Origin of the sequence: Chitinophaga caeni (genome assembly GCF_002557795.1) — a bacterium.
In the GTDB taxonomy this organism is placed as follows: Bacteria; Bacteroidota; Bacteroidia; order Chitinophagales; family Chitinophagaceae; genus Chitinophaga; species Chitinophaga caeni.
In genome coordinates this window covers 4651109-4676087 of sequence record NZ_CP023777.1, presented here as the reverse complement: position 1 = coordinate 4676087, position 24979 = coordinate 4651109, and the positions used below count along the sequence as shown (strand labels likewise).

The 24979-nt window shown below is 42.4% G+C and carries 18 protein-coding genes; 8 read left to right on the top strand and 10 right to left on the bottom strand.

All coding sequences use genetic code 11. The features are described 5' to 3' along the window. Positions 1–45: 45 nt before the first annotated feature. On the bottom strand, positions 46–360 hold the full coding sequence (locus tag COR50_RS19525) for a hypothetical protein (RefSeq protein ID WP_098195556.1): 315 nt from the start codon (positions 358–360) through the stop codon (positions 46–48). A gap of 441 nt (positions 361–801) precedes the next feature. Between COR50_RS19525 and COR50_RS19515 the strand changes: the two genes are divergently transcribed. Beyond that, the gene (locus COR50_RS19515) at positions 802–1587 is read left to right on the top strand and encodes a phosphosulfolactate synthase (protein ID WP_098195554.1); all 786 of its coding nucleotides are present in this window, start codon (positions 802–804) and stop codon (positions 1585–1587) included. An 80-nt stretch (positions 1588–1667) separates the two neighbouring features. Here COR50_RS19515 and COR50_RS19510 read toward each other — a convergent pair whose 3' ends face one another. The 5 genes from COR50_RS19510 to COR50_RS19490 form a co-directional block, all read right to left on the bottom strand. Beyond that, positions 1668–2696, bottom strand: a complete 1029-nt coding sequence (locus tag COR50_RS19510; protein ID WP_098195553.1) for an MlaD family protein — start codon at positions 2694–2696, stop codon at positions 1668–1670. A gap of 3 nt (positions 2697–2699) precedes the next feature. Further along, a complete protein-coding gene (locus COR50_RS19505; protein WP_098195552.1) occupies positions 2700–3473 on the bottom strand; it encodes an ABC transporter ATP-binding protein in 774 nt (257 codons plus the stop codon). 3 nt (positions 3474–3476) lie between these two features. Further along, positions 3477–4268 carry an MlaE family ABC transporter permease gene (locus tag COR50_RS19500; RefSeq protein ID WP_098195551.1) on the bottom strand — a complete coding sequence of 264 codons (792 nt, stop codon included), beginning with the start codon at positions 4266–4268 and terminating at the stop codon, positions 3477–3479. 294 nt (positions 4269–4562) lie between these two features. Next, entirely contained in the window at positions 4563–5534 is a 972-nt protein-coding gene (locus COR50_RS19495; RefSeq protein WP_098195550.1) for an NAD(P)H-quinone oxidoreductase, read from the bottom strand. A gap of 78 nt (positions 5535–5612) precedes the next feature. Further along, entirely contained in the window at positions 5613–6890 is a 1278-nt protein-coding gene (locus COR50_RS19490) for an acetyl-CoA C-acetyltransferase (RefSeq protein WP_098195549.1), read from the bottom strand. Positions 6891–7046: 156 nt separating this feature from the next. On the opposite strand from COR50_RS19490, the gene COR50_RS19485 reads away from it, so the two are divergent. Continuing rightward, a complete protein-coding gene (locus COR50_RS19485) occupies positions 7047–7484 on the top strand; it encodes an ATPase (protein WP_098196326.1) in 438 nt (145 codons plus the stop codon). Positions 7485–7568: 84 nt separating this feature from the next. Here COR50_RS19485 and COR50_RS19480 read toward each other — a convergent pair whose 3' ends face one another. Further along, the gene (locus tag COR50_RS19480) at positions 7569–10166 is read right to left on the bottom strand and encodes a hypothetical protein (protein ID WP_157761015.1); all 2598 of its coding nucleotides are present in this window, start codon (positions 10164–10166) and stop codon (positions 7569–7571) included. Between the two features lie 897 nt (positions 10167–11063). On the opposite strand from COR50_RS19480, the gene COR50_RS19475 reads away from it, so the two are divergent. From COR50_RS19475 to COR50_RS19455, 5 genes are all read left to right on the top strand, one after another. Next, positions 11064–14195: a SusC/RagA family TonB-linked outer membrane protein gene (locus tag COR50_RS19475; protein WP_098195547.1), complete on the top strand. Its 3132-nt coding sequence runs from the start codon at positions 11064–11066 to the stop codon at positions 14193–14195. Positions 14196–14205: 10 nt separating this feature from the next. Continuing rightward, positions 14206–16098 carry a RagB/SusD family nutrient uptake outer membrane protein gene (locus COR50_RS19470; RefSeq protein WP_098195546.1) on the top strand — a complete coding sequence of 631 codons (1893 nt, stop codon included), beginning with the start codon at positions 14206–14208 and terminating at the stop codon, positions 16096–16098. 27 nt (positions 16099–16125) lie between these two features. Further along, positions 16126–16812 carry a DUF3823 domain-containing protein gene (locus COR50_RS19465; protein WP_098195545.1) on the top strand — a complete coding sequence of 229 codons (687 nt, stop codon included), beginning with the start codon at positions 16126–16128 and terminating at the stop codon, positions 16810–16812. A 64-nt stretch (positions 16813–16876) separates the two neighbouring features. Continuing rightward, positions 16877–18205, top strand: coding sequence for a glycoside hydrolase family 71/99-like protein (locus COR50_RS19460; RefSeq protein ID WP_098195544.1), 1329 nt, complete (start codon positions 16877–16879; stop codon positions 18203–18205). A gap of 52 nt (positions 18206–18257) precedes the next feature. Then, positions 18258–19490, top strand: coding sequence for a hypothetical protein (locus COR50_RS19455; RefSeq protein WP_098195543.1), 1233 nt, complete (start codon positions 18258–18260; stop codon positions 19488–19490). Positions 19491–20121: 631 nt separating this feature from the next. On the opposite strand, the gene COR50_RS19450 is transcribed toward COR50_RS19455, so the two are convergent. The 3 genes from COR50_RS19450 to COR50_RS19440 form a co-directional block, all read right to left on the bottom strand. Next, entirely contained in the window at positions 20122–22374 is a 2253-nt protein-coding gene (locus tag COR50_RS19450) for a GH92 family glycosyl hydrolase (RefSeq protein WP_098195542.1), read from the bottom strand. A 385-nt stretch (positions 22375–22759) separates the two neighbouring features. After that, positions 22760–23320: a flavin reductase family protein gene (locus tag COR50_RS19445; RefSeq protein ID WP_098196325.1), complete on the bottom strand. Its 561-nt coding sequence runs from the start codon at positions 23318–23320 to the stop codon at positions 22760–22762. 210 nt (positions 23321–23530) lie between these two features. Beyond that, the gene (locus COR50_RS19440; RefSeq protein WP_098195541.1) at positions 23531–24148 is read right to left on the bottom strand and encodes a hypothetical protein; all 618 of its coding nucleotides are present in this window, start codon (positions 24146–24148) and stop codon (positions 23531–23533) included. 268 nt (positions 24149–24416) lie between these two features. Between COR50_RS19440 and COR50_RS19435 the strand changes: the two genes are divergently transcribed. After that, complete coding sequence (locus tag COR50_RS19435) at positions 24417–24941, top strand: helix-turn-helix domain-containing protein (RefSeq protein ID WP_098195540.1); 525 nt, start codon at positions 24417–24419, stop codon at positions 24939–24941. The last annotated feature ends 38 nt before the right edge of the window (positions 24942–24979 follow it).

Below are 24979 nucleotides of genomic sequence, written 5' to 3'. Positions count from 1 at the left end.
ATTTATTGGAGTTCGGGCTGAAGCTGAAAAAATAATTCGTTGTAATTATTGCTGTAAACGCATTAACAAGTTGCCATCGAGGTAGGCGATTACCCTAAGGTTTCTCCGGGAGTCTTTAGGGTCGGGGAAGATGATGTCGACATGCACGCCTCCACTTAATTGTTTCATGATCTGTTCGGAACTAATTCCCGATATCAGGTCCAGGAAGCCAACCTGGCCAGCCGCATCATTCGGGTGGAAATCACCATCGAAATATACTTCATCACATTTAAGTTTTGAAAGGCTACCTACTTCCGTTCCCTGCCAAAGTATCTTGGCCGCCGTGTCCAAATTTTCCGGGCATGATTCATTATGCGTCATGTATTTATAATAATTTTTAGCAGAAATTGTTTATGCTATTCATTGAAATTAAACATTATTGTCCGACTAAATTTTCAACGAAAAAATTATCATCGCCTCAAAAGTTCGACTCAAGTCCACCTGTTCATTTCTTGTACTTTTTTGCTTGCCCAAAAAAGGGCACAGATCGGGCATCACGGCCACCAATTTGATCGCTCGATCCAGCTTTTGTACTACTGTATAGCTAAACTGCCGTTCGATATCAAGGGTGCGAAGTTCCACCTTTCTCTTGGTGGTGGGGCAGATTTTGAATTTATCATCCTTCGCTCATGTCTTTGACCAGGTAAGGAATCCAAGTAAATTTAATGCAATTTTAGTCGGACAACAATGGAAATTAAATATTTTTAAGCATGCTATCCGCTTCAATTTAATAACTTTGTCCCGGAATCAAATTAGTGGTTTATGAATTATAACCTGGATAAAATGCCCGGCCGCACGCAAAAGCCGCGCAGCTTTGGTTTGAACATGGTTACGGATAAGGGTTTAAGTATCCAGGATACGAAGAATTTCCTATCGGTGGCTGCTCCCTACGTAGATTTCATCAAGCTGGCTTTCGGTACGGCATACGTGACTCCTAACTTGGGTGAAAAGATTAAACTGATTCAGTCTTATGATATACCCGTTTATTTCGGTGGTTTACTTTTTGAAGCTTTTCTGGTTAGGAATCAATTTGATGATTACCTGGATATTATCAAGGAGTACGGAATTAGCTGTGTAGAAGTGTCGGATGGTTCGATAAATATTCCGCATGCTGAAAAATGTGGTTATATAGAAAAGTTGGCTAAATTGGGAACTGTCTTGAGCGAGGTAGGCTCGAAAGATAAAGATAGGGAGCATATCACGCCACCTTATAGGTGGATTGAACTGATGAAGGCGGAGATGGAAGCAGGCGCTACCTATGTAATTGCAGAAGCCCGCGAATCGGGAACTGTTGGCCTGTACCGCGATTCGGGCGAGGTTAGGGAAGGCTTGGTTCAGGAAATCTTGACCAAGATCCCCGGTGAAAAGATCATTTGGGAGGCGCCGTTAAAAAGTCAACAACTTTATTTTTTATCCTTGATGGGATGTAATGCCAACCTCGGCAACGTGGCACCCAACGAGGTTATTGCCTTGGAAGCTATGAGAGTCGGTTTAAGGGGCGATAGTTTTCATTTTTATCTCGATGAAATAACGAAGGATTCCAAATAAGGATTTTTATAGTTAGTTAAAAATGCCCATACGCTAAATCAGTGCATGGGCATTTTTTATGTCTTCACTAGTTGTATTTATCAGTTTTTTAGCGCTCTTAAGCTGTCTTTTTCCCGCTGTTTTTCCTCTTTCTTTTTCTGTTTGTCCAGTTTCTTGAAATATCTTCTGAATAAGAAATTGCTCCGTAAAGCGGTCATATTAACATCCAGTTTTTCCGTGGTGCTTTCCAGGTTTGATATCGTGCTTTGTAAATTTTTAGCGGTAACGCTATCATTGAGCAACACACCGGCGGCAGATTGGCTGCTTTGTAACTTCGTGTTCAAGCTGCGGCTCATTTCATTGAGGTTGTTCACCGTTTCATTGGCGGCATCGCTGGCAAGTTGCAGCTTGTTCGACATGCTTTGCAGGTTAGAGAAAACAGTTGTATCGGTTACGAGTTTGTTTGCAAGCACCCCGGGTTGATTTAATTTGCGCGTATAATCAGCCAGGTTATTCGCGATAGCCCTTGTTTGCTCAGAGGTCATCTTTAAGCTATTGACAGCAAAATTAAGGTTATCATACAAGCTTTCGTCTTGCAAAATTTTCCCGATGGAACCTTTGCCATCTGCCAAGTTTTTCGTGATGGTTTTTAGATTACCGGTAATTTCCACGAGGTTCTTGTTGTTGACTTGTAATGTGTTCATCAATTCATCGCTACTCGTATTGGTTGCAACCCGGATCATATCGCCCTCCTTTATTACGGGGGATGTTCGCGTACCGCCGGCCAGTGCGATGATCTTATTACCTACCAAGCCGTCCGTGCTGATCTTGGCTATAACATCGTTATGGATATAATCCTTCGAGCTTTTTTCAATGTCCATCGACACGGTGATCTTCCCATTGGAACTAAAGGCGATTTTTTTCACGGTACCAACTTTTACACCGGAGTACCAGATATTATCACCTTTGGATAAACCGCCAACATCGTCAAAATCGGCTTTAACACTTACGGAACTGATAAATGTTTTCTGTTGGCCACCCAGCACCAAAACGGCTACTGCGAAGATCAATATACCGGTGAAGATAAAGATACCGACTACGACTGCTTTTCTATTTCTGGATGCTTTCATGGCTTACTGGATAAAGTTATAATCATAAAATTCTTTAATTAGGTCATCATTCGAGCGGAATACATCGTCGAAGCTCCCTTTTTGTATAAATTGCCCTTCTTTCAATACCGCTATATTATCGCCTGTAACCTTGGCACAGGTAAGATCATGTGTAATTATGATCGAGCTGGTCTTGAACCTTTTTTGTACTTCGTTGATCAGGTCATTGATTTCCGTGCAGGTTATCGGGTCTAAACCCGCCGTGGGTTCATCATACAACATGATGCTGGGCCTTAAAATTAAAGTCCTCGCAATGCCGATCCGTTTCCTTTGTCCACCAGATAGTTCCGATGGCATCTGGTCGATCGTTTGTGATAAGCCCACGGCATCAAGAACGATGTCGATCATTTTATCACGCTGATCTTTCCTGATACTCGGCTGGTTGCGGATGAGGGGGAAGGCGAGGTTCTCGCCAACAGTCATGCTGTCATAGAGGGCTCCATGCTGGAAACAGAAGCCTACTTTTAAACGTAAATCCCTTAACTCGCGGCTATTCAGCGTTGGAACTTCTTCGCCTAAAACATTTACCGTTCCTGCATCTGGTTTTAATAATCCCGCGATAATCTTGATCAATACAGACTTCCCGGTACCTGATCTGCCAAGTACCACGATATTTTCTCCTTTGTGCAAATCTAAATCGACCCCGCGCAAGACATGGTTTTCCCCGAAGGACTTGTAAAGACCCCTGATGGATATCACCGTTTCGTTCCAATCTATTTCAGGTGTGAATGGTTTCATACTTTAGCGGATCATGTTTACTAGTTGCACAATAATAATTTCTTCTATAAAGATCAGGAACATTGACACAACAACGGAAACATTGGCAGCTTTACCAACACCTTGCGTCCCCTGCGAGGCATGGAAACCTAAATAACAACCTACCGTACCGATCGTGAACCCGTAGATGATAGATTTTGTTAAAGATGCCCAAAGGTCGAGGAATGAAATCTTATCGAATGCATTCTGTAAAAAAGCTGCAAAGGTGGTTTGTTCGTTGAGGTGTATATCTAAATAAGAACCCATCATGCCGATGAGTCCGGAATAGCACATTAATATAGGTAAACAAACCGTACAGGCCAATATCCTGGTTACTACCAGGTATTTGAAAGGGTTAATCGCGGATACTTCCATCGCATCGATCTGCTCGGTAACTTTCATCGACGCTAATTCCGCCCCTATACTTGATCCCACTTTACCGGCGCATATTAAAGCCGTAACAAGGGGAGCCAAGGCCCTGATTACCGCGATGGCGATCAATGAAGGAAGCCAGGAGGTAGCGCCGAACTCCGCCAGGGAAGGCCGGGATTGCTTGGTGAATACCATACCGGTAATAAACCCCGTTAGGGTAATTAATCCCAACGATTTATACCCCACCATATAACATTGGCGGATAAATTCTTTAACCTCTAATGGCGGGCGCAATACTTCCGTAAAAAATCGCCAGATAAATCGCCATATATCAAAGATGCCCGAAAAAAAATTGTCGAGCCCCTTCGTTAGAAATGGTTTACTTGGCTGTCCGTTATTCTCCATTGACCAATTTTGTGGAATGATTTAAGCTATTGAATCCTAGTTGCCCACTACACAACAATCTTACAATTGAAAGGGCGTTTTTGTTGTATTGATGTAGGCCATGCTACAAGCTAACATCATGCATATACGAACCTTGCCAGGTGATTGATGATTTAAAAATCATCGCAATATATAGAGATAATTTATTATATAGATTATAAATTACTGAATAATGATGAACTAATACAATTGTTGTTCCAAAAAATAGGAATAGTACCCCCATTTACCGGGTAATTATTCCCTTGTCCTGATTTCTTATTCATTTAGTAATACTATTTTGCCAATATGGTGACTGCTTTCCATTAATTGATGCGCTGCCGCTGCTTCTTCCAATGGGAAGGTTTTATAAATGACAGGTCTAAATTTACCGGATGCAATAATTGGCCATACATTATCTAGTATATCTTTTGCCAAGGCCTTTTTAAATTCGTAAGACCTGGCCCTCAGGGTACTTCCGGTAATTGTAAGCCTTTTACGCATCATCAACTTGATATCTAAACTTACCTCGCTTCCAGCCATTGCATTGATATAAACCAAGCGGCCATCATTATGTAAAAGGTTCAGGTTCTTTTGAAAATAACTTCCGCCAACCATGTCCAGGATAACGTCGAAGCCGGTTGATTGTAACGCTTGTTCGAAATCTTGTTCTTTATAATTAATGAAGGAATCGGCGCCGAGCTTCAAACATACCTGTCCTTTTTCTTCGCTGCCGACCGTGGTATAAACTTTTGCACCGATGGCCTTGGCTAATTGTATCGCGGTAATTCCTATGCCGCTACTACCGCCATGTACAAGGAAGTCTTCTCCCATTTTTAGTTGCCCGCGCTGGAAAACATTGGACCAGACCGTGAATACAGTTTCCGGTAAACTTGCCGCTTCCATGAAATTCCAACCGGGGGGAACCGGTAAACATTGTCCTTGACGCACGTTAACATATTGAGCATAGCCACCGCCCGCAACCAGGGCGCAGACATGATCGCCCACTTTCCATTGGTCGGCACGGGGGCCGCATTTGGTAATGATACCGGCAACTTCCAGTCCCGGTATATCTTCCGGAACGCCGGGTGGTGGCGGGTAATTACCTTTTCTTTGGAATATATCGGGCCTGTTTACCCCGGCAGCTTTTACATCTATCAATACTTCATCCGCCGCTAATACAGGGGTTGGATAAGGTTGGTATTTAAGTACGTTCGGGCCTCCGGGTTGTGAAATGACAACAGCTTTCATATGCAAAGTTTAGATAGATCGATGATCACTAGGGCTTGTAAGTTAAAGTTTCCAGGATTAAATCAACGATTTGAGAAGTTATTTTTCCAAGATCATCGTAATGCCTTGTCCCCTGGCCGCGCAAATTGATATAAATCCGCGACCTCTTCCTTCCCGGTGCAATAACTTTGCCATCACTGCAATAATGCGGGCCCCGGTAGCCGCAAAAGGATGACCGGCAGCCAAGCTGCTTCCCTTGACATTCAGTTTAGCAGGATCTATGGCGCCCAGCGCATGCAATCCTAATTCTTGGCTAAGATCTTCCGAATTCCAAATTTTAAGTGTTGCCAATACTTGAGCGGCAAATGCTTCGTGAATTTCATAAAAATCGAAATCCTGTAAGCGGAGATTCGTTTTATCCAGCATCCTGTTAGCTGCATACAGGGGAGCTAGTAATAATTGTTGCTTATTTTTTACATATTCGATCGCCGCCAGCTCAGCGCAACGTATATAAGCCAGTACCGGGAGTTGCCGGGATGCGGCCCATTCTTCTGATGCCAGCAATATAGTAGCGGCGCCATCTGTTAAGGGAGTAGAGTTTCCCGCGGTTAATGTGCCGCCTTGCTTATCGAATGCGGGTTTCAACCTTGCTAATTTTTCCGAGTTAGTATCGCGCCGTAGATTATTATCCCGGTTTAAGCCAAGGAAAGGCACAAGCATATCATCCATAAAACCCTCATCATAAGCACTGGCTAATTTTTGATGGCTTGCCAGGGCAAAGGCATCTTGATCTTGCCGGGACACCTGGTAATACTTCGCCGTAAATTCGGTATGACCGCCCATGGAAAGACCGGTTAAAGGTTCTTCATTAGCGGGCGCAATAGGTTGTAAATATTTCGGGTTGGCAGAAAGAAAAAGTTTGATACGTTCCCAGGTGGATTGGCTTCTCCTGGCTCTCAATAAAATTTTGCGTAAAGGGTAGCTAACCTCCAGGGGAATATCGCTAACGGAATCTACCCCGCAAGCGATTCCGGCATCGATTTGCCCCAGGGCGATCTTATTAGCAATATAAATGGCACTTTCAGCACCAGTATCACATGCCTGCTGCAAATCGCAACCCGGTGTTCGGGGATCCAGCGTTGATTTCATTACACAGTCACGGATCAAATTGCTATCGGAACTATGTTTAATGACGGCGCCCCCGGCCACTTCCCCTAAGATTTGGCCTTTTAAATTATATTTCTGGATTAAGCCGTTCAACGCTGCCGAAAGCATGTCGGCATTGCTGGCTTCAGCATAGGCAGTATTGTACCTGGCAAAAGGAATCCTATTATATCCCACTACGGCCACCTTCCTGGCATTAGAATTGTACAGCATTCAATTATAACAATTTAACCAAACGATAGTTTGATCTAACCGTGTAACCCGGGTAATACTTGACCTTAATTTGTCGCTTTTCCCCCTCTCATTAATTCCATAATCATCCGAAATTTGTACCGTAAATTCTATCTATCAATCCAAAACATGTTCGTTATGGAAAAACTACAATTCAATGTTCGCATCAATGCAAAGCCGGCGACAGTTTGGGCTAAATTGTGGACCCCCGGATCTTATGAAGACTGGACGAAAGCTTTCAGTGAAAGCAGCAGGGCAGAAACTGATTGGCAAAAAGGTAGCAAGATTTTGTTCCTCGATGGAGACAATAATGGAATGGTTTCCCGCGTCGCGGATATGATACCCGATCAATGGATGTCGATAGAGCACTTGGGGCTGGTAAGCAAGGGCGTAGAAGATACGGAAAGCCCCGAAATAAAAGCCTGGGCCGGCGCCAAGGAAAACTATGCATTAAAAGAAGTAGATCACCAAACGGATTTGCAGGTCGAAGTGGATGTGAACGATGACTTTTCAAGTTTCTTAAGCGAAAAATTCCCCAAAGCTTTAGCCAGGTTAAAAGAAATTTCGGAAGCCTAATGCTTAGTGAAACATTTACTGCAACTAGCTAAGCCGGTTGTAGGGTATTCATTCAAAATCTAACCCGACACTGCCGTTCAATCATCAGGTATGCGTTGTTGGGCCCATTACTTCCGGGAAACTACGGTCAAATGCTTGGCCGTATGTTTCCTGGTATTCCTTGGCAAATTTGGCATAAGCATCTTTAGCTAAGCCATGGCGGCCAAGAATCATTAAACAGCGACTTTTGTGTACTAATGCTTCTTCATTCAAACTATCAAAATAGAATACATAGTTCGTGAGTCTTAGCATGAATTCAGTATCTATATTAAGGTTTGCATGATCGAGATAATTTAACAAGGTGTCGATAACTTGCCCTGAAATGGCTCCTTTGAGGTCATCCAGCCAAGTGTAGTGTACATTAGAAAGGAAAGCTCCTTTGTCGCACAGCTTGGCCATGAGCCTGACAAAGTTTTTATCAATATTGGCTTGGCTATGTATGAGTTGCGTAAATTCTTGGAAATCGATATAAACATCCGCATCCACGCATTCCAGTTTTAATTTATCGGATTCCCTGCTTAACTGAAATTCCCCTATTTTTTCCAGGATACTTTTCAGCTTCACGATATTTACGGAATAATTATTCTTCGCGTCTTTAATTGATTTGCCTGGCCAGAGCATTTCCAATAGTTTATCGGCAGATATCCCTTTGCCATCCTTGATACTATATATCAATAATAAAAGAAACAATTCTTTCAATAAGGGTGTAAACATTTGTACGATATTGTTCCCTTCCTTATCATAAACTTCGAATGGACCAAATAAGTAACAGGCTGCCCTTTCCTGTTGCAGCACCGGGATATGGACAACTTCTTCCAAAGAGGAGGCAACCGTTTCCGTTTCAACTTTCGGGATATCCCGTTGTGCATTTTGTTGCCGGGTCATTACCGGTGGTTCATCAAACTTTTTGCTATCAAGCCCTTTACCGCGTTTATTTTTTTTATTTAACCAATATGCCCATAGCCCGATGCTGGTAATAGCTACAAGGGCGAACGGCCAGTAAGGAGGGAGGGAGGTACCTTCGGGTTCCAATGCCGGCGGAGGATTGGGCGGGGTGAAAATAGAATGTACAGATATACGCGATTGGTTATCTTTCCCCGTGTAGATAGTGACGGCCAATAATTTTTGGCTACCCGTACTATAAAATAAATCGGCAAAAGATTCAATATCATAAAAATTGTAGGGAATGCTATCTCCCAACAAGGTGTATCCAGGCTTGTCGAGTGAACCTTCGATCAATTGAAGCGAAGATTTAAAACGGTCGGTAGGGTAAATTAAAGCATAATATTCCCTTGTACCCGGTATAATAGTTAAGCTGTTAGCAAAACAAAAATGTTGGCCGGAATTGGTAAGATGGTGTTTGAAATGAAATTTATGATCCCGGATACTGAAAGCCACCAAGTCATAGTAAAACCTGGGATTAATGCTTTGATCACCCGTTTTGCTTCCATATCCACCGAGTATATATGCCGTATCCTGCCCCTCATTTAGTCCCAGGGCCGCCAGGTAACGGGGTGGAAATATATCATCCTGGTCATTTTCAATCATTTCCCATGCCCGGCTAGGGAAGTGGTAACGTTGAATCCAGTTTTTATAGCGTAGCTGCCCATAACCACCGATGATATATAATGAAGAATCTACCGGCGATATAAATTTATTTGCCTGCCAAAATACGGTGAGCGTGTCGGTAGTGAAATTTTGATTCCAAGTTTTGGCCGCGGTATCGTATATGCTGACCCTTTTTTCATCGGCATAGAAATTTACCAGCCTTTGACGATTTTTATCATAAACAGATTGATTTCCCGGAACGAGGAAGCCGTGACTCTTATTTAAAGGCGTATTGTGAAAGGAAAGATCTTTTACATGGAATTGATATAGCGTATCCCTTGAAACGAAATATATAATATCCTGGTCGGGATTATAAGCCACGCTCACGGCCCCGGCAGCAGAAAAGTCCAGTTCATTGTGCCAGGCCTGGTGTTTAGGTTTGAGCCATGTAGGGTTTTTTACCTTCGCGAAATATTTCGATTGGCTGTCATGGGCTTGTTCCCCGTCCTGTTCATCAAGCGGAAATTGGCGTATAATCTTACCATCTTCCCGGGTAACGATATCCTTAATGTTCATGGGTGGCACATCCACGGCTTGAAATCTTTCGTAGTTTATAGTTCCGAAATATACTTGGTACGGATCGCCACTATGAATATTCAGTCGCCCCCTGGCAATTTCTTGCCCGTTAAGCATGAATTGTACCGATTTGTTCCGGGCATCTAGGAATATTTCTGCTTGGTTCCAATGATTATATAAGTTGGCGGAATCGATTTTAAATTTTCCAATGCAACTATCGCCCAAGATAATATTGAAATCTTGTAAACGTTGATTGTACACTAAATCGATATTCTGTAAAGTAGGACTGATAACCCGCACAATATAGCCAAAGTAAGTATCCAGGTTCGGTATAAATGAGAAGTCGAAGGTGATGGAAGCGCTATTATTAACCGGCAGGGGAGTTTCACTGGTTAGATGTAAGGAAGTCCGTTTTTCCGGCATTACTTCGTGGCTGGAAAATCTTAAACCATGTGATTGGCTATAGCCCCGGATGATAACAGTGGAGCATAGGAGTAGGCACAAAAATATTCTACGCATTGACAACCTATCTAGTCGGAATATATTATGGTTTGTATGTTCGCCCGTATTTATCGAAATATTCAATACTGTAGTCACATAGGGGTACTACCATCGAACGCTTCTTGATAAACTGGATGCTTACCCGGTTATTGCCGTCAACGTGGAGCCCTTGGAAATCTTACTTATGTACATGAATATTTTATCGATTAGTATTCAAATCACCCTTCCGAGTTCCATGATGCCAGTTTAGGAAAATAGATCGGCCCAACTGAATTATTTTACTTATCCCTTCATTACCAGGCTTCACGATAACCGGTATGTACAATATTATAAAAAAAAATCAAAAGGAGGAATTTAAATATAAACCGTCTTTTCATCCCGGCAAATTACCCGGTGGATGGGCATTAATTTGATAAGATTATTAGATTCAGCGCCAGGGATGCTTTTTTGTTAATGTATTGATAAGTACTGATTTATAATGATTAATAAAGACATTGTTCAAATTAATCAGCAGATTAATTAGTTCATTAACCCATTTATTAGGTCATCTGCCTTTTATTGCATCCAGTTTATAAACAAAAAACTGGTGCGACTATCTATGTTATGAAAATGGGTCTGCTGCCTTCTTGTCTTGCAAGGTAAAAGGCGACGCCCTGATTACCACAATGTACTTTATAAAAATATTTATTAACCAAAATCAATTCCGCGAATGATCATATTGCCTATTTACGTGCCCCCTTGAAGATGCTTGGGGAAACGCTGAAATGTTCCAGTATTAGAATCACGAAACAATATTCCTTATTACGGAAAACTATCTAGGTTCCACGAGAGTTACCACGTATGATTAATTATTTGATAAGTTCTACAACAATATGCCGTGGTAACTGGCGGCTCCATTCTTAAATATTTAAACTGATGAAAAAACTCTATCACCTTTTATTGCTACTCTGCATAGCGCCTACTTTAGCTTGGGCGCAACAACGCACTATTTCGGGTAGCGTTTCTGATGCAAAGGACGGTACCCCTATCCCGGGTGTAACTGTTTCTATTGGTGGCGCTGAAAAGAAAGGCGTTATCACGAATGCTGATGGCAAATATGAAATAAACATCGGCGCCGATGTGGATGAACTCGTATTCTCCTTTATCGGGATGAAAGACGTTATAATGAAAATCGGGGATAAGTCGGTGATCAATGTAAGGATGTCTCCTTCCGAAGACCAATTGGGAGAAGTTGTGGTTGTAGGTTACGGTACGCAAAAAAAGGAAACTTTAACCGGCGCCGTTAGTAATATTACCGCGGATCAAATCCAGACTTCCACCAACGTAAGTTTGGCGCAAAAAATCCAGGGTAAGGTGGCAGGATTACAGGTTCGCCAACTGGGTGGTGAGCCCGGGAATTTCGAAAATATGATCAATATACGTGGTTTCGGTACGCCCTTGTTCGTAATTGATGGTATAGTGCGTGATGGCGCCTCCGAATTTCAGCGGTTAAATCCCGATGATATTGAAAGTATTTCTTTCCTGAAAGATGCTTCTGCTGCTATTTACGGTTTCAATGCAAGTAATGGTGTCGTGATCGTAACTACTAAGAAAGGTTCGCAAGGTAAAACGAGCTTTAATTATTCCGGTACGGTGGGCATTATGAAACCTACGGATGTGCCGCGCATGGCAAATGCTTCCGAATGGATGCAGATGAGAAACGAGGCCGCTATCTACGGTACCGGTGCGCCTTTCGTTACCAGGGAAGAGTTGCAGAAATATATTGATGGGGAATATCCTTCCACCGATTGGTATGATTTGACGATGAAAGATTTTGCCATGCAAACAAATCATAACATATCTGCCACTGGCGGGAATGATAAAACTCAATACTTTCTCAGCTTCGGGTATTTTAAGGAAGATGGCTTATTGAAAACAAACGATATGGGATACAAGCGTTTTAACCTTCGTTCCAATATCACGACCCAATTACATAAAAACCTTAAGGCCGAGGTTTTAATCGGCGGGCGCTACGATATCAAGAAATCCCCGGGTGAAAATTTCTTCAATATTTTTAAAGGTACCCGTGTTTCATTGCCTACCGAATCTCCTTACGCTAATAACAATCCTGAATATCCCGCGGTAATTACGCCTTCAAACCAGAACCCGGTCATTCTTTCGGATAAAAACATTACGGGTTATAGTGAAATTGTAAATAGGAATGTCCAGTCCTCCGTTGCATTGACTTATACCTTTCCCTTTGTTGAAGGATTGTCGCTACGTGGTATGGCCGCTTTTGATATGAATAGTTACCAGGGTAAGGACGTCTCTAAGCCATACAACCTGTATAATTACGTTGATGGCGACTACGTACTGTCCCGTCAAAGGGATGGATCGGCCTTCATTGGTAACGGCTTCGGTAATAATAATCGTTTGACTTTGCAAGCGCAGGCCAATTACAAAACCGTTATTGCTGCTGATCATAATATCGCGGCATCTGCCGTTTACGAGCAACAGCAATATTGGGCTAGGGATGCCAACCTTTCACGTTTATATACTTTCTATACGAATGATCAAATCAACAGCGCTTCTGAAGCCGTGATGAGAAATTCCGGTATAGAGCATAGGAGCGCTTACCAATCGTTAATCGGCCGGTTAAATTATGATTTCCGTTCCAAGTACTTGGTAGAAGTTGCTTTCCGTTACATGGGGCATTACGCCTTCCCGCCGGAAAGTAGGTGGGGATTCTTCCCGGTTATTTCAGGAGGTTGGCGGATATCGGAAGAACCCTTCATTAAAAATAATATCCCGGCAATAACCAATTTGAAATTGCGCGCTTCTTACGGTGAAGTAGGTGAAGATGGTGGTATCCCGCCATTCCAATGGATACAGGGCTTCCAGATCGGGGGCGGCGGAACGTACGAGTTTAACAACGGGTCGTTGGTTAACGGCATCGCAGCTCCTGGTATCACGAATCCAAACTTGACTTGGGTCACGGCCAAAACATTAGATATAGGGTTGGATCTAAGCCTATGGGGCAATAAACTCAACATCGAAGCAGATGTTTACCGCCGCGATCGAAGCGGCTTACCCGGAAAAAGAAACACTTCTTTACCGAATACTTTCGGTACTGGGTTGCCCGATGAAAACCTGAATAGTGACCGGGTAAAAGGTATCGAGTTCACGGTATCCCATTTCAACAGGATCGGTGAGTTCTCTTATAATATCTCCGGTAATTTCAATTTCTACCGTGCCCAGAACCTGTACCGCGAACGTGCTCCTTATGTGCATAGTTATGATAAATGGAGAAACGGGGATACTTACCGTTATAATGATATTGTTTGGGGCTATACCTATGCAGGGCAGTTCCAAGATATGGACGAGATCGCTAATTACCCGATCCAGGGCGGCGACCTGGCTAATACCAGGGAACTCCCCGGTGATTTTAAATACGAGGATATCAATAATGACGGTATCATCAACGGTTATGATATGCTGCCTTTATTCACGGGGGCAGTGGGTACCAACGACAATCAAAATCCGAGCGGCAAGAACCCGAAGATCAACTATGGTCTTACCATGGGAGCGGCATATAAAGGATTTGATTTAAATATTTTATTCCAAGGTTCTGCAATGTATACCGTACGCTTCAGCGAAGTTTACGCTGAAATGCTGGCTTTCAGGGGCAATACACCTGCCTATTTCTACGATAGGTGGCACAAGGCAGATCCTTATGATCCCAATAGCGAATGGATACCGGGTAAATGGCCTGCAACACGTTTTAATGCAGATGTGGGCGCCATGTACCATGAAAGTTCCGTATGGAGAAAAGATGCTTCTTACCTCAGGTTGAAGAGCGTGGAATTAGGCTATACACTAAATGCGAAAGCCTTGAGAACCATCGGTATTCAGAAGATGAGATTTTATGCCAACGGGTTTAACCTCGTAACTTTTGCAGATGAGTTCGTGAAACCGTTTGACCCTGAAAGGTTGGAGGGGCTCTTCAATGCAGGGTTTAATTACCCCTTGACTAAGAATTTCAATTTCGGTATTAACGTCAATTTCTAAAAAACTGGTCATGAGATTTTATAAATATATAGTTGGCTTTTCCTTGAGTTTGCTTATTACTAGTAGTTGTAGCAATATCTTGGATATTGATCCGACCGACAAAATTAAAGCGGAAGATTTATTTAGCGATCCCAAGGGTGTGGAGCAGTATATGGCAAACCTATACTATCAATTGCCGATAGAAGACTTTGCTTACTTTCGAAACGGCTTCAATACTAACGGTCAAGATCCCAACAACGGCGGGTTTGCTGCCGCGATGGTTACCGATGAAGCAGTGCATTCCGATTTCGGTGATTTTTTTGGAGATGGAGATTTCGGTTGGTGGGAACCCGGTTATAAATTAATCCGGGATGTGAATTTATTATCCGATGTAATACCTGACCTGGATATTACTTCGCAAGACCGCGCCCGGTTACAAGGGGAAAGCGCTTTCCTAAAAGCTTTCGCTTACTTCGGTTTAGCCAAGCGCTACGGTGGTGTACCATTGATCAAGGAATCACAGCAATATTCTTCTAACCCGGACGATTTAAAAGTGCCCAGGAGCACCGAGAAAGAAACCTGGGATTATATTTTGCAATTATGTGATGAAGCCATCAGCAACCTGGGTGAAGAAAAGGGTAGGAGGGCTAATAAATGGACTGCCTACGCATTAAAATCAAGAGCTGCTTTACACGCGGCATCCTTAGCTAAATTCGGTAGCCGCGCGCCCATGTCGGGTGTCGCTGTTAGCCAAGGTTTAGTTGGTCTTAATGCCGGCGATGCGAACGCTTATTACCAGCAGTGTATCGAAGCTTCGATCGCGGTTATAAATTCCGGTAAATTTAATCTTTACAAACCCAATCCTTCCAGCCCCGCAGAAGCTGCCGAGAATTACAGGCAAATGTTTCAAGATCCGAATATCATCGCGGATGACGAAGCTATCATGATAAAGGGTTATACCTTGCAAGGGAATTTCTTGGGTCACAACTATGATATATGGTATCAACCAGCGCAGGTTGCAAACGGATGGCCGCATCCGGGCAGGATGAACCCTTCATTGGATTTTGTGGATATTTATGAAAATTATAATAACCCCGGGCACGATGCCCCGATCATAACTACCGTTGATGGTAATATTACCGATTACAACGGGTATACTCCATCAAGAGATTATTTAGCGTATAACCACCCTTACGATATCTTCGATGGCAAAGATGCCAGGCTATGGGGCACAGCCATCTTACCGGGTACTGAATGGAAAGGTATACCGATTATTATCCAGGCCGGTTATATCAAACCGGGCGGGCAAGTGGTAATTCGTACCACGGACCAGGTTACTGTAGATGGACAAACATATTATAGTTATGGCGCCGCGGGACCAAGTCAATATTCAGGCTTCGATACTTACGGGGGAAATAATACCCGTAGCGGTTTTTCATTTAAGAAATTTATGAATCAAAACCAACCGATTCAAGCCGGGTGGAATAATAGCACTACCGATTTTGTAGAATTCCGTTATGCCGAGATCTTACTGAATTATGCAGAAGCTGTTGTTGAAAGCGGTTTGGGGGATGCTTCCTTGGCTGCAACTTATATGAACGCCACACGCAGAAGGGCCGCACATACCGTAGACATCCCGTTAACAGTTGAGAACGTACAAAGGGAAAGGAGGGTTGAATTGTCATTCGAGAACAAGAGGTTCTGGGATTTGATCAGGCGCCGGGAATACCATACCCAATTCAATAACCGCATGATGCATGCCTTGATGCCTATCAGGGATCTTAGGGCTCTCCCGGAAGAAAAATACATCTTCTTAAGGGTAAATGTACAGAACACGAATCCTAAAACCTTTCAAACGAAAGCATATTACAGGCCTATTCCGGGTGTTGCTTCAAATGGCGCCATTCAGAACCCGGAATACTAGAATTGTTTGGATATAAAAAATTTAATCATGAAATCGATCAAAATATTGATATGTTTCCTCGCGCTGGCTTTCGCGGCTTGCGAAAAGGATAATTACGATGGCCCTACTGCCGGACTTTCCGGCAGGTTCATTGATGTGCAAACCGGGGAGTTGGTTCAACAAGATATTATCAGGGGTACCACTATCGAAATATTGGAACACGGTTATGAAAATGTGCAGCCTCAATACCTCGTGGTAAAGAATGATGGTACGTATGCTAACACCATGCTGTTTGCCAATACTTATACCATCACCCCGGTAAGGGGCAACTTTATCGCGCTAAAATCGCAGGATATTGCAATTAAGGGGCAAACGACCCTAGATTTTGAAGTGACTCCCTACATCCGTATAAAAGATGTAAATATTACCCGGAATTCCGAGAATACCGTGTTGGCCACTTTTAAATTGGAGCAAAACGTAATCAACAATGTGAAGAAAATCGGTTTATACGTTCATACTGATTCCCGCGTTGGTGAACCGATGCGCTTGGCAGCCCAGGAAGTTGAATTGAATGCCGTAAGCGATCCCGATCATTTGTATTCTATAGAAATGAATACTTATGATAGGCGCTCGGAAATCCCGGCAGGGAAAAGCTATTATTTCCGCGTTGGAGCATTGATAGATATCGGTGAAGCCAAGTTTAACTACTACCAGGCGCAGCAAATAGACCTCTAGTCATTGACCGTTTATTATTTCATTTACCGGGGGGCGCTGGCCTCCCGGGTATAATTTTATTGCCATGAAATTTTTGAAAGTATATGTATTTGTCTTGCTAGTATTTTGTGCATGTTGCTCGAAAAGCAAAGAAGATAATAACGGTTCCGCCGAACCTGGGCTGGTGGATAGTACCGAGATTGTTTATGATGAAACGGGTTGCTTGTATACAGCTTATGATAAATTGGTGATGGCCGGCTACCAAGGCTGGTTTGCCGCGGAAGGGGATGCCTCCCAAAGAGGTTGGTACCATTATGAGAATGGTAGCTGCGGTGGATTTTTACCAGGTTGCTCTACGATCGATTTTTGGCCGGATGTTTCTGAATATACCAAGACTTACCTAACACCTTTTAAATTTACTGATGGAACCGGCGCTTATTTGTATAGTCCTTATGATGCCGAATCGGTAGATCTCCATTTTAAATGGATGAAAGATTACGGTATTGATGGTGTATTTATGCAGCGTTTCGTTGTTGAAATTAAAAACAGCAACCCGAAAGGGAAAAATCATTTTAATAAGGTCTTGGAAAATGCTTTGGCTGCGGCAGAAAAATACGGCCGCGCTATTTCTATTATGTATGACCTGAGCGGCTGCAACCCTGGAGATGTTGCCTACGTGGAACAAGATTGGAACGAGTTAATTGAGAATTTTGATTTGTTCAACAACCACCAACATCCTACCTACTTGCGCCATAACGGTAGGCCAATGCTGGCGATTTGGGGCGTGGGATTCAATGATAACCGCAAGTATACCGTTGCTGATGCAAATACTTTGATTGAAAAGCTGAAGGGCCCCAACAATAAAGTGTCCATATTATTGGGAGTACCTTATTATTGGAGAACTTTCAATAATGATACCGAGAATAACCCTGGTTTGCATGAGCTCATCAAGAAGGTTGACCTGGTAATGCCTTGGGCGGTTGGTAGGTACAATAACGATAACTACCTCGATGTTGCCGGCGCTGCATTAGCCGCTGATATACAATGGTGCCGCGATAATAAGGTAGGTTACGTGCCGTTGGTGTTCCCCGGCTTTAGTTGGGGGAACCTGCAAGCAAATCCAAATGAATACCATTCTATTCCCAGGCTAAATGGCGATTTCCTTTGGAAGCAAGTGGCGGGCGCCAAGCTTTCGGGCGCACAATCATTGTATGTGGCGATGTTTGATGAAATCGATGAAGGAACCGCTATTTATAAATGTTTGAATGATAGTAAAGTGCCTCTTAATGCAGATAAAAAGTTCGTAGGTATCGAGGATGGTTTACCCACCGATCATTACCTGTGGTTAACCGGGGAAGCTGCAAAATGGTTCCATGGCCTACCGGGATATAATAGTACCCGGCCGTTAAGGTAATGGCCGGTTTCGCTTCACTGCTATCTTAAGATTTTGAACTAAACATTGGAATATGAAGAATTTATTTTGGTTGTTATGTTGTTGCTGTTTGCCGCTGTTCGGTTTGGGTAACGACAGTACTTACAGGAGTATCAGGGATTTTAACGTGTTACCGGGAAATTCGGCAGCAGAAAATGCTAAGAACTTACAGGCTGCCATCGATTGGGCTGCAAAGTCCGGCGCGGCTTTGTTCGTGGATCCTTCGGAAGAACCTTACACCGTAAAGAGCGGCATCGTCTTGAAGCAAAATGTTTCCCTAATCGGTGTACATGGTCCAACTCCCCGCGGAACGAAGCACCCGGAAAAAAATGCGCCAGTTGGGAGTGTTTTTAAAATAGTTGATGCCGATCATGCATTTATCACGGTAGAATCTGCTACGCAGATCAGGGGTATTCAATTTTGGTATGCTGAGCAGGAATTAAAAGACCCGGCTAAGGTCATTAAATACCCGCCTACCATACAGGTCAGTAAAACGCATAGTACGCAGGGAGTAACATTGTCGAACCTAACGTTTTACGGGGAGTGGATTACTTTCGATTTCAATGCTAGCCGGCGGTTTATTTGCGAGCTGATCTTAATTGAACATTGTTATGCTTATCCCTTGAGCGGTGAGTTTATCAGGATTGATTATTGTTATGACATTCCCCGGTTCTTACATTGCCATGTAAACCCGGCTATCATGAGAAAAATCGGGTTGCATTTCTCTAAGGCGGTAATTGATAATGTTGTAAATCAAGGGAGCTTTGCATATGCCATTAACCATACCGATAATGCGCAGATGATGGATGTATTTACTTTCGGTACTTATGGCGGCATTAAATTGGGCGATGAAAGCTATGGCCAGTTAACCAATTTTAACTTGGATTGCGTGGCAGTTGGGATATTGAAACAAGGCGCCAATACGAAAAATAGGAACTGGCAGATTGCCCAAGGTTCGATTATCGCGAATGCCGGTAAATCAGTCGAAGAAACCCATCCTATCATCATAGAGGGACAAGGGCATACGGCATTTACTAACGTGGAAACATTTTCAGGAGATAACGGCGCATTGACGAATGTACAGCAGTCAAATGATTTTATGCTAATCCGTGGTAACGAATTGTTGACAGTTTCCGTGATAGGTAGCCGGATGAGGAATTATATTGCTGATAAGCCGTTTACAATTTTGAACCCCAAAGCAAAAGTGCAGGCCGTAGCATGCGTTGATAAGAATGAAGACTTTTACAACGAGGTTCACGGATTGTAGGACGGATTGCACGGATTACACGGATTTCATTATACTGGTTGTTGGATTGTTTAGAAATTTAGATATTTAGATGTATTGATTATTGGAATGAATGGATTTTGTGCTGTCCATGTTTTTGAAATAGGGTTATTAGATAAAATGATATTTTTTCATTGTTGTCCGACTAAAAATGCTTTAAAGGTACTTTAATTCCTTACCTGGTCAAGGATATTAGCGAAGGATGATACATTCACCCCCCGCCAGAGAACCGTGGAACTTCGCACTGTTGATAGCGAAGGGTAGGTTGGGCATACAGTAGTAGAAAGGCCGGATCGAGCGATCAAATTGGCGGCCGTAATGGCCAATTTGTGCCCTTTTTTCGTGCTTTTTTGGGTAAACAAAAAAGTACAAGAAAAGGGCAGATAAACATTGAATCGAACTATCGAGGGATCGAATTGCTCCCCGGTTAAAATTTAGTCGGACAATAATGATATTTTTTAGGTAAAGAATTTAGAAAAGAGGTTGCCTCAAAAGTAACTTTTGCCCGATTTTATTCGGGTACACCTGATGGAGAGGAATTTCGTTTACGCAATTCTCAAGCCCTTCAGATTACTTTTGAGGCAACCTTTCTTTCTCCCTGGTTAAAATATGTTTAGTTTGTAATCCCCCAATCTTTGTTGGGTTTCGGGCCCATCTCCAACTCAAGTACGGCCCCGGACATCACTTGTTGATGATTGATGAACGGAGTTTTTAATTCTTTTCCGTTCAATTTAGCGGATTGAATGTACTTGTTAACTTTCGATGCATGGTGCGCAATCACTTTGAATTGTTTGCCATTTTCTAATCGTATCGTCGATGATTCAAATAATGGACTGCCTAATGTATAAATAGGCATGCCCGGACTAATGGGATAGAATCCCAAGGAAGAAAATACTACGAAGGCTGTCATTCCACCGCCATCTTCATCTCCGGGGATTCCGAAAATATTATCCTTGAACCAGGTGTCTAATAGGAAACGGATATGTTGTTGTGTTTTCCATGGGGCATTCGTGAAATTGTACAGGTAAGGAATGTGAAAGCTTGGCTCATTGCCCATGGAATATTGTCCAACTAAACCGGTTGCATCCGGGAATTTCGACCAAAATTCATATTTAGAACGGCCAAGACCCTCCCTGAACAGCTGGTCCAGCTTAGCTTCAAATCCATTTTTACCACCTAGTAATTCCACGAGACCCGGAATGTCCTGTTGCACTTGCCAAAGGTATGTCCAACCGTTATTTTCATCGTAATAATCCCTGCCCCCCATGCCGCCATCAAATTTAGGATCTATATTAATCCATTGACCTTTTTCATCTTTAGGCATGAAAAGTTGTTGATCAGCTTTCCATAAGGTTTTATAGTTTTGGGCCCTGCGGATATATTTTTTATAGGTATCCTGCCTGCCGATTTCCTGCGCGAACGAAGCCAATGCCCAATCGTCATAACTATGACCTAATGTTACCGCCACGGCTTGCCTTTTTTCGAAGGGATGCACCAATGGATTGCTTTCTTTTTCACCCGGATGTAATGCCGGGAAATAGCCATTTTGATGATAGAAATCTGTTAATCCCGTTTTGGGGCCATTGCGCCATGGTAGCATGGTTGCTTCTTCGGCATTTTTCAACATACCTTCGAATGCTTTCTCCCTGTCAAAATTTCTTAATCCTTTGCGGTAGCCATCCAAAAACATTACGGTGCTATGAAACCCATTCATGCATGCATGATCTCCAAACAATACCGGGAAGGTAGGCATCCAGCCGCTTTGCTCGTACATTTTTACAAATGATTGTAGCATGTCTTCTTCTTGTCCCGGATGCAATAATGTTCTTAACGGATGATGCGCCAAGTAAGTATCCCAAGTCCAATCATCAACGTAAAAAGGTCTCCCTTCAGAATTATGAACTTTTTTGTCATAGCCGCTATAATAGCGACCATCTTCGGTAATGTCAACCATGCGTTCATAACAACGGTATAGCGCGGTGTAGAATGAACGTTTCTGCGCCACTGTTCCACCGCTGACCTCTATTTGGTTAATCACATTATCCCAAGCATTTTCAGCCTCTGTATATAAATTTTTAAAGTTCTTTCCATGCAGCTCTTCCTCGAAATTTTGCTTAGCCTGTTCCGCGCTGATAAAGGAAATAGCATATTTAAAACTGAGCTGCCGAGGTTGCGCTGCCATTAGTTTTACAACTAATTTGTTGGCTGATTCCCCGTGGTTGAGCATTTTTACCTGGTTATTTTGCAATGTCCCGGCTATCACTTGCCGGTTGAAGACACCGTAGAGATAAATCGGTATATCATCATGGTAAATCTCCATACCCGTTAATACTGAATCATTTTGGAAAGAATAAGAGCCTTTCTTCCCGTTGAGTAATTGGAATAATAGGTAGGCGTCCCCGGTTTTATCAAACTCGAATTCAAAAATTCCGGCTTTTTTGCCAGGGGTAAACCTTACCGTTATTTCTTCATCGACAAGCCAGGCTTCGTAATACCAGGGCCGTGTAATTTCCAAGTCATGATCATAGGGTAGTGCCTTTTTCCAGCTTGCGGCGCTCACTTCCCCCGAAACGGGTTTGATACTGAAAGCCTCTCCCAGCCGGTGGGAAACAATTGTTAAGGGATAGGCCTTGATCCTGTCATCAAGGTAATCCTGTCTTAATGGGTACATCCTGATCACCTGGTTGGGTTGTTGCACGGTAGGGCGCGTTGGAACCAGGAGCTGCCCAACATTCCCGATCCGGGGATCTACGTATTGTAAATTTCCTTTCCCTAGGTGATTTTGGGCTTTTGCAGCATGGAAGTTTGTAAAGAATAATAACCCTAGGCATACAACTTTGCTGTGTTTAATTAAGTTCTGATACATAATTTGGTTAATAGAAATCTGGAACTGGAAACCCGGTAATGTTCCCGGTCACAATTTGTTAACTGTGCCGGGAATTCCGGGCGAAATGTAATGAAAAGAAGTTCGCTAGCACATAAAAATGTTATTCGAAGTAATATTTTTTTATGGTTGTGCAGCATTTTTCCCGTTAAGGTCTGTTGAATAAGATCTTTCGCGGTCATGAAACTTTTGCCTTTTCATCATAAGTGGAATCAATGGTAGCATAAAATTATCTGCTTGCAAATAAAAGGGAGACCCATTAACAAGGAGATTAATAAAGGGGTTAATTCCTTGATTAATAGGGAAAATAGTTTAATAAGGAGCGTCGTGATACCAAAAATGTACCCGCGAAAGGAGAAAATGGGAATTATAAATCTTTACGCTTGAATAATTTTTTATAAGATGCCGTTTCCCCGCTAACCATAAATAAGCCACTGCCCCGGTAATGTGCCGTTTGAGGATATTTGGGGGATTTTGCGACCGCAGCATAAGTTACTTCGAATATGAAGAAATTATAAGTGTTAAGCAATTTCTTATCGTACAGGCGACATTCGAAGTTGGCATAACAGTCGTCTAATACCGGTGCAGCAACCGTATGAGCATCTGAATATTTTAATTGATATTTTTTAAACTTATCAACAGAAGAGCCATGATCGTTTCCTATTCCAATAATTGTTTCAATCATGGAGTAGGTGGGCAGATTGATAACGCAGCAACCGCTTTTACGAATTAATTCGAAGCTATCATTGGCGGCGGTAATCATGCATCCCACCAAGGATGGATTAAATTCCATAACGGTATACCATCCCATTGTCATAACATTTTTTTTCTGCCCATATTGACTGCTAACCAATACAATTGGGCCCGGTTCCAAGTAAGTCCTGGCTTGATCTACCGGGAATGCTGTTTTTCTATAAACATTTTTCATATACAGGATTGTATTATAGAATTTCAACAACCTGCAAAGCGATGAGTTCACCCCGAAATAAAAAATCCGGGACATAATTACCTAGATATGAGTTATAGTTGTAAGATGAAGAAGTATTTTAGCAGAACCGCCCCATTAAATAATTAAACGATTGAACCGTTTATGAGTTCATGCTACGATAGGAAGTACATTATACAGCAAGCAAAAAGTTTATTTACGTTTCAAACGCATGGTCACCTCGTTATGAAGATAAACCGGTAGGTCTTCCTCACCGGGGTAATTGCTTTTTAGAATACCTTCCATCATCCCGGTAATGGTAATTACATCATTATCCCAGGAATATATACCCTTAAGATCGATTGGTTCGGTTGAATTGTAAGAGTAACCCGTTTGCGATATAAACATCTCCGGGTTATGCAAAATAATCGAATCCTTTCCTTTCATCGTATAATCCATCGTCGCTGCCATAGCATTGTATGGACCAACATCGGAAACACTGTCGGCATAAAACAATTCATTATCAAAATAGGTCTTGGAAACCAGTGTATAAGTATAGTCATATGTAAATTGCGAGGAAGTAAACTTCCCATTAGACATGGTTACGGTATTGGTACCGGAAAAGTTTGCCCCTTCGCCTTTCATCTCGACGATCATTTTACTCCCTTCATTTTCAATACTAGTTTGCGATTGACTTTTTAAATATACCCATTCTAAATTACCGTCAATTTGAGGGGTTCCGCCACCCGGGGGGCCAATAATATCAGCCTTGGTGCAGGATGCCAACGCTGTTAAGCAAAGCAATAAATATCTTAAATAAATAGTTTTCATGGTATTGGGATGAAAATATATGAAGTATAATGTAAATATATAACTAATTTATTATTCCTGCAAATGTCATGGAATTGTAGATTCCTTGCAAACTACAATATAAACCGGTTTCGTTCGACTACTTAGAAGGGAAAATGGTATTAGATATTGGGAATAAAATTGGGAATCGTTCAATATCTTAGTTAGTGGGAAATTGGTATGGAAACGAATTTAAAATCAAATACTTAACAGGGAATAGACGCGGTAATTAATACTTTGAAATGGATTTTTGAGATCCCTTGAATTTAAAAGCGACGTTCACAGCATTGATTACCTTGTTCCCGGCTTACCCCGCCGGGATATCAACCGTGAAAGGCGTAGTTCGATACACGGTTTCCCGGTCTACATCCGTAAAAAAGATAGGCATATGATACTACCTAATTACATATCAAATCGGCAAGCAGAGATTACGACATCTTTTATGAACCTAATGGAAGAGCACCTATCGGAATTGCAGCAACTAAAAGCGGAAAAAAGGTTTTCCGTGAAAGATTTTGCCAAGATGCTCTATATCCAGGCTAGGCATTTAACGAATACCATCACTTTGACCACCGGCAAATCGCCGTGTGAATGGATGGAAAGCAGGATTATTGAAGAAGCTTCACGGATGCTGAAAGAGACAAAAATGCCGGTAGCAGATATCGGTAACCGTTTCGGGTTTTCCGATCCGAGCAATTTTACCAAGTTTTTCAAAGGTATGGTAGGAATTACCCCCTTGAATTTCAGGAAACACGTGGAGTTGGCTAAAATCTGACGTATTCACCATTTTTTTAATCGTACCAATTCTAATTT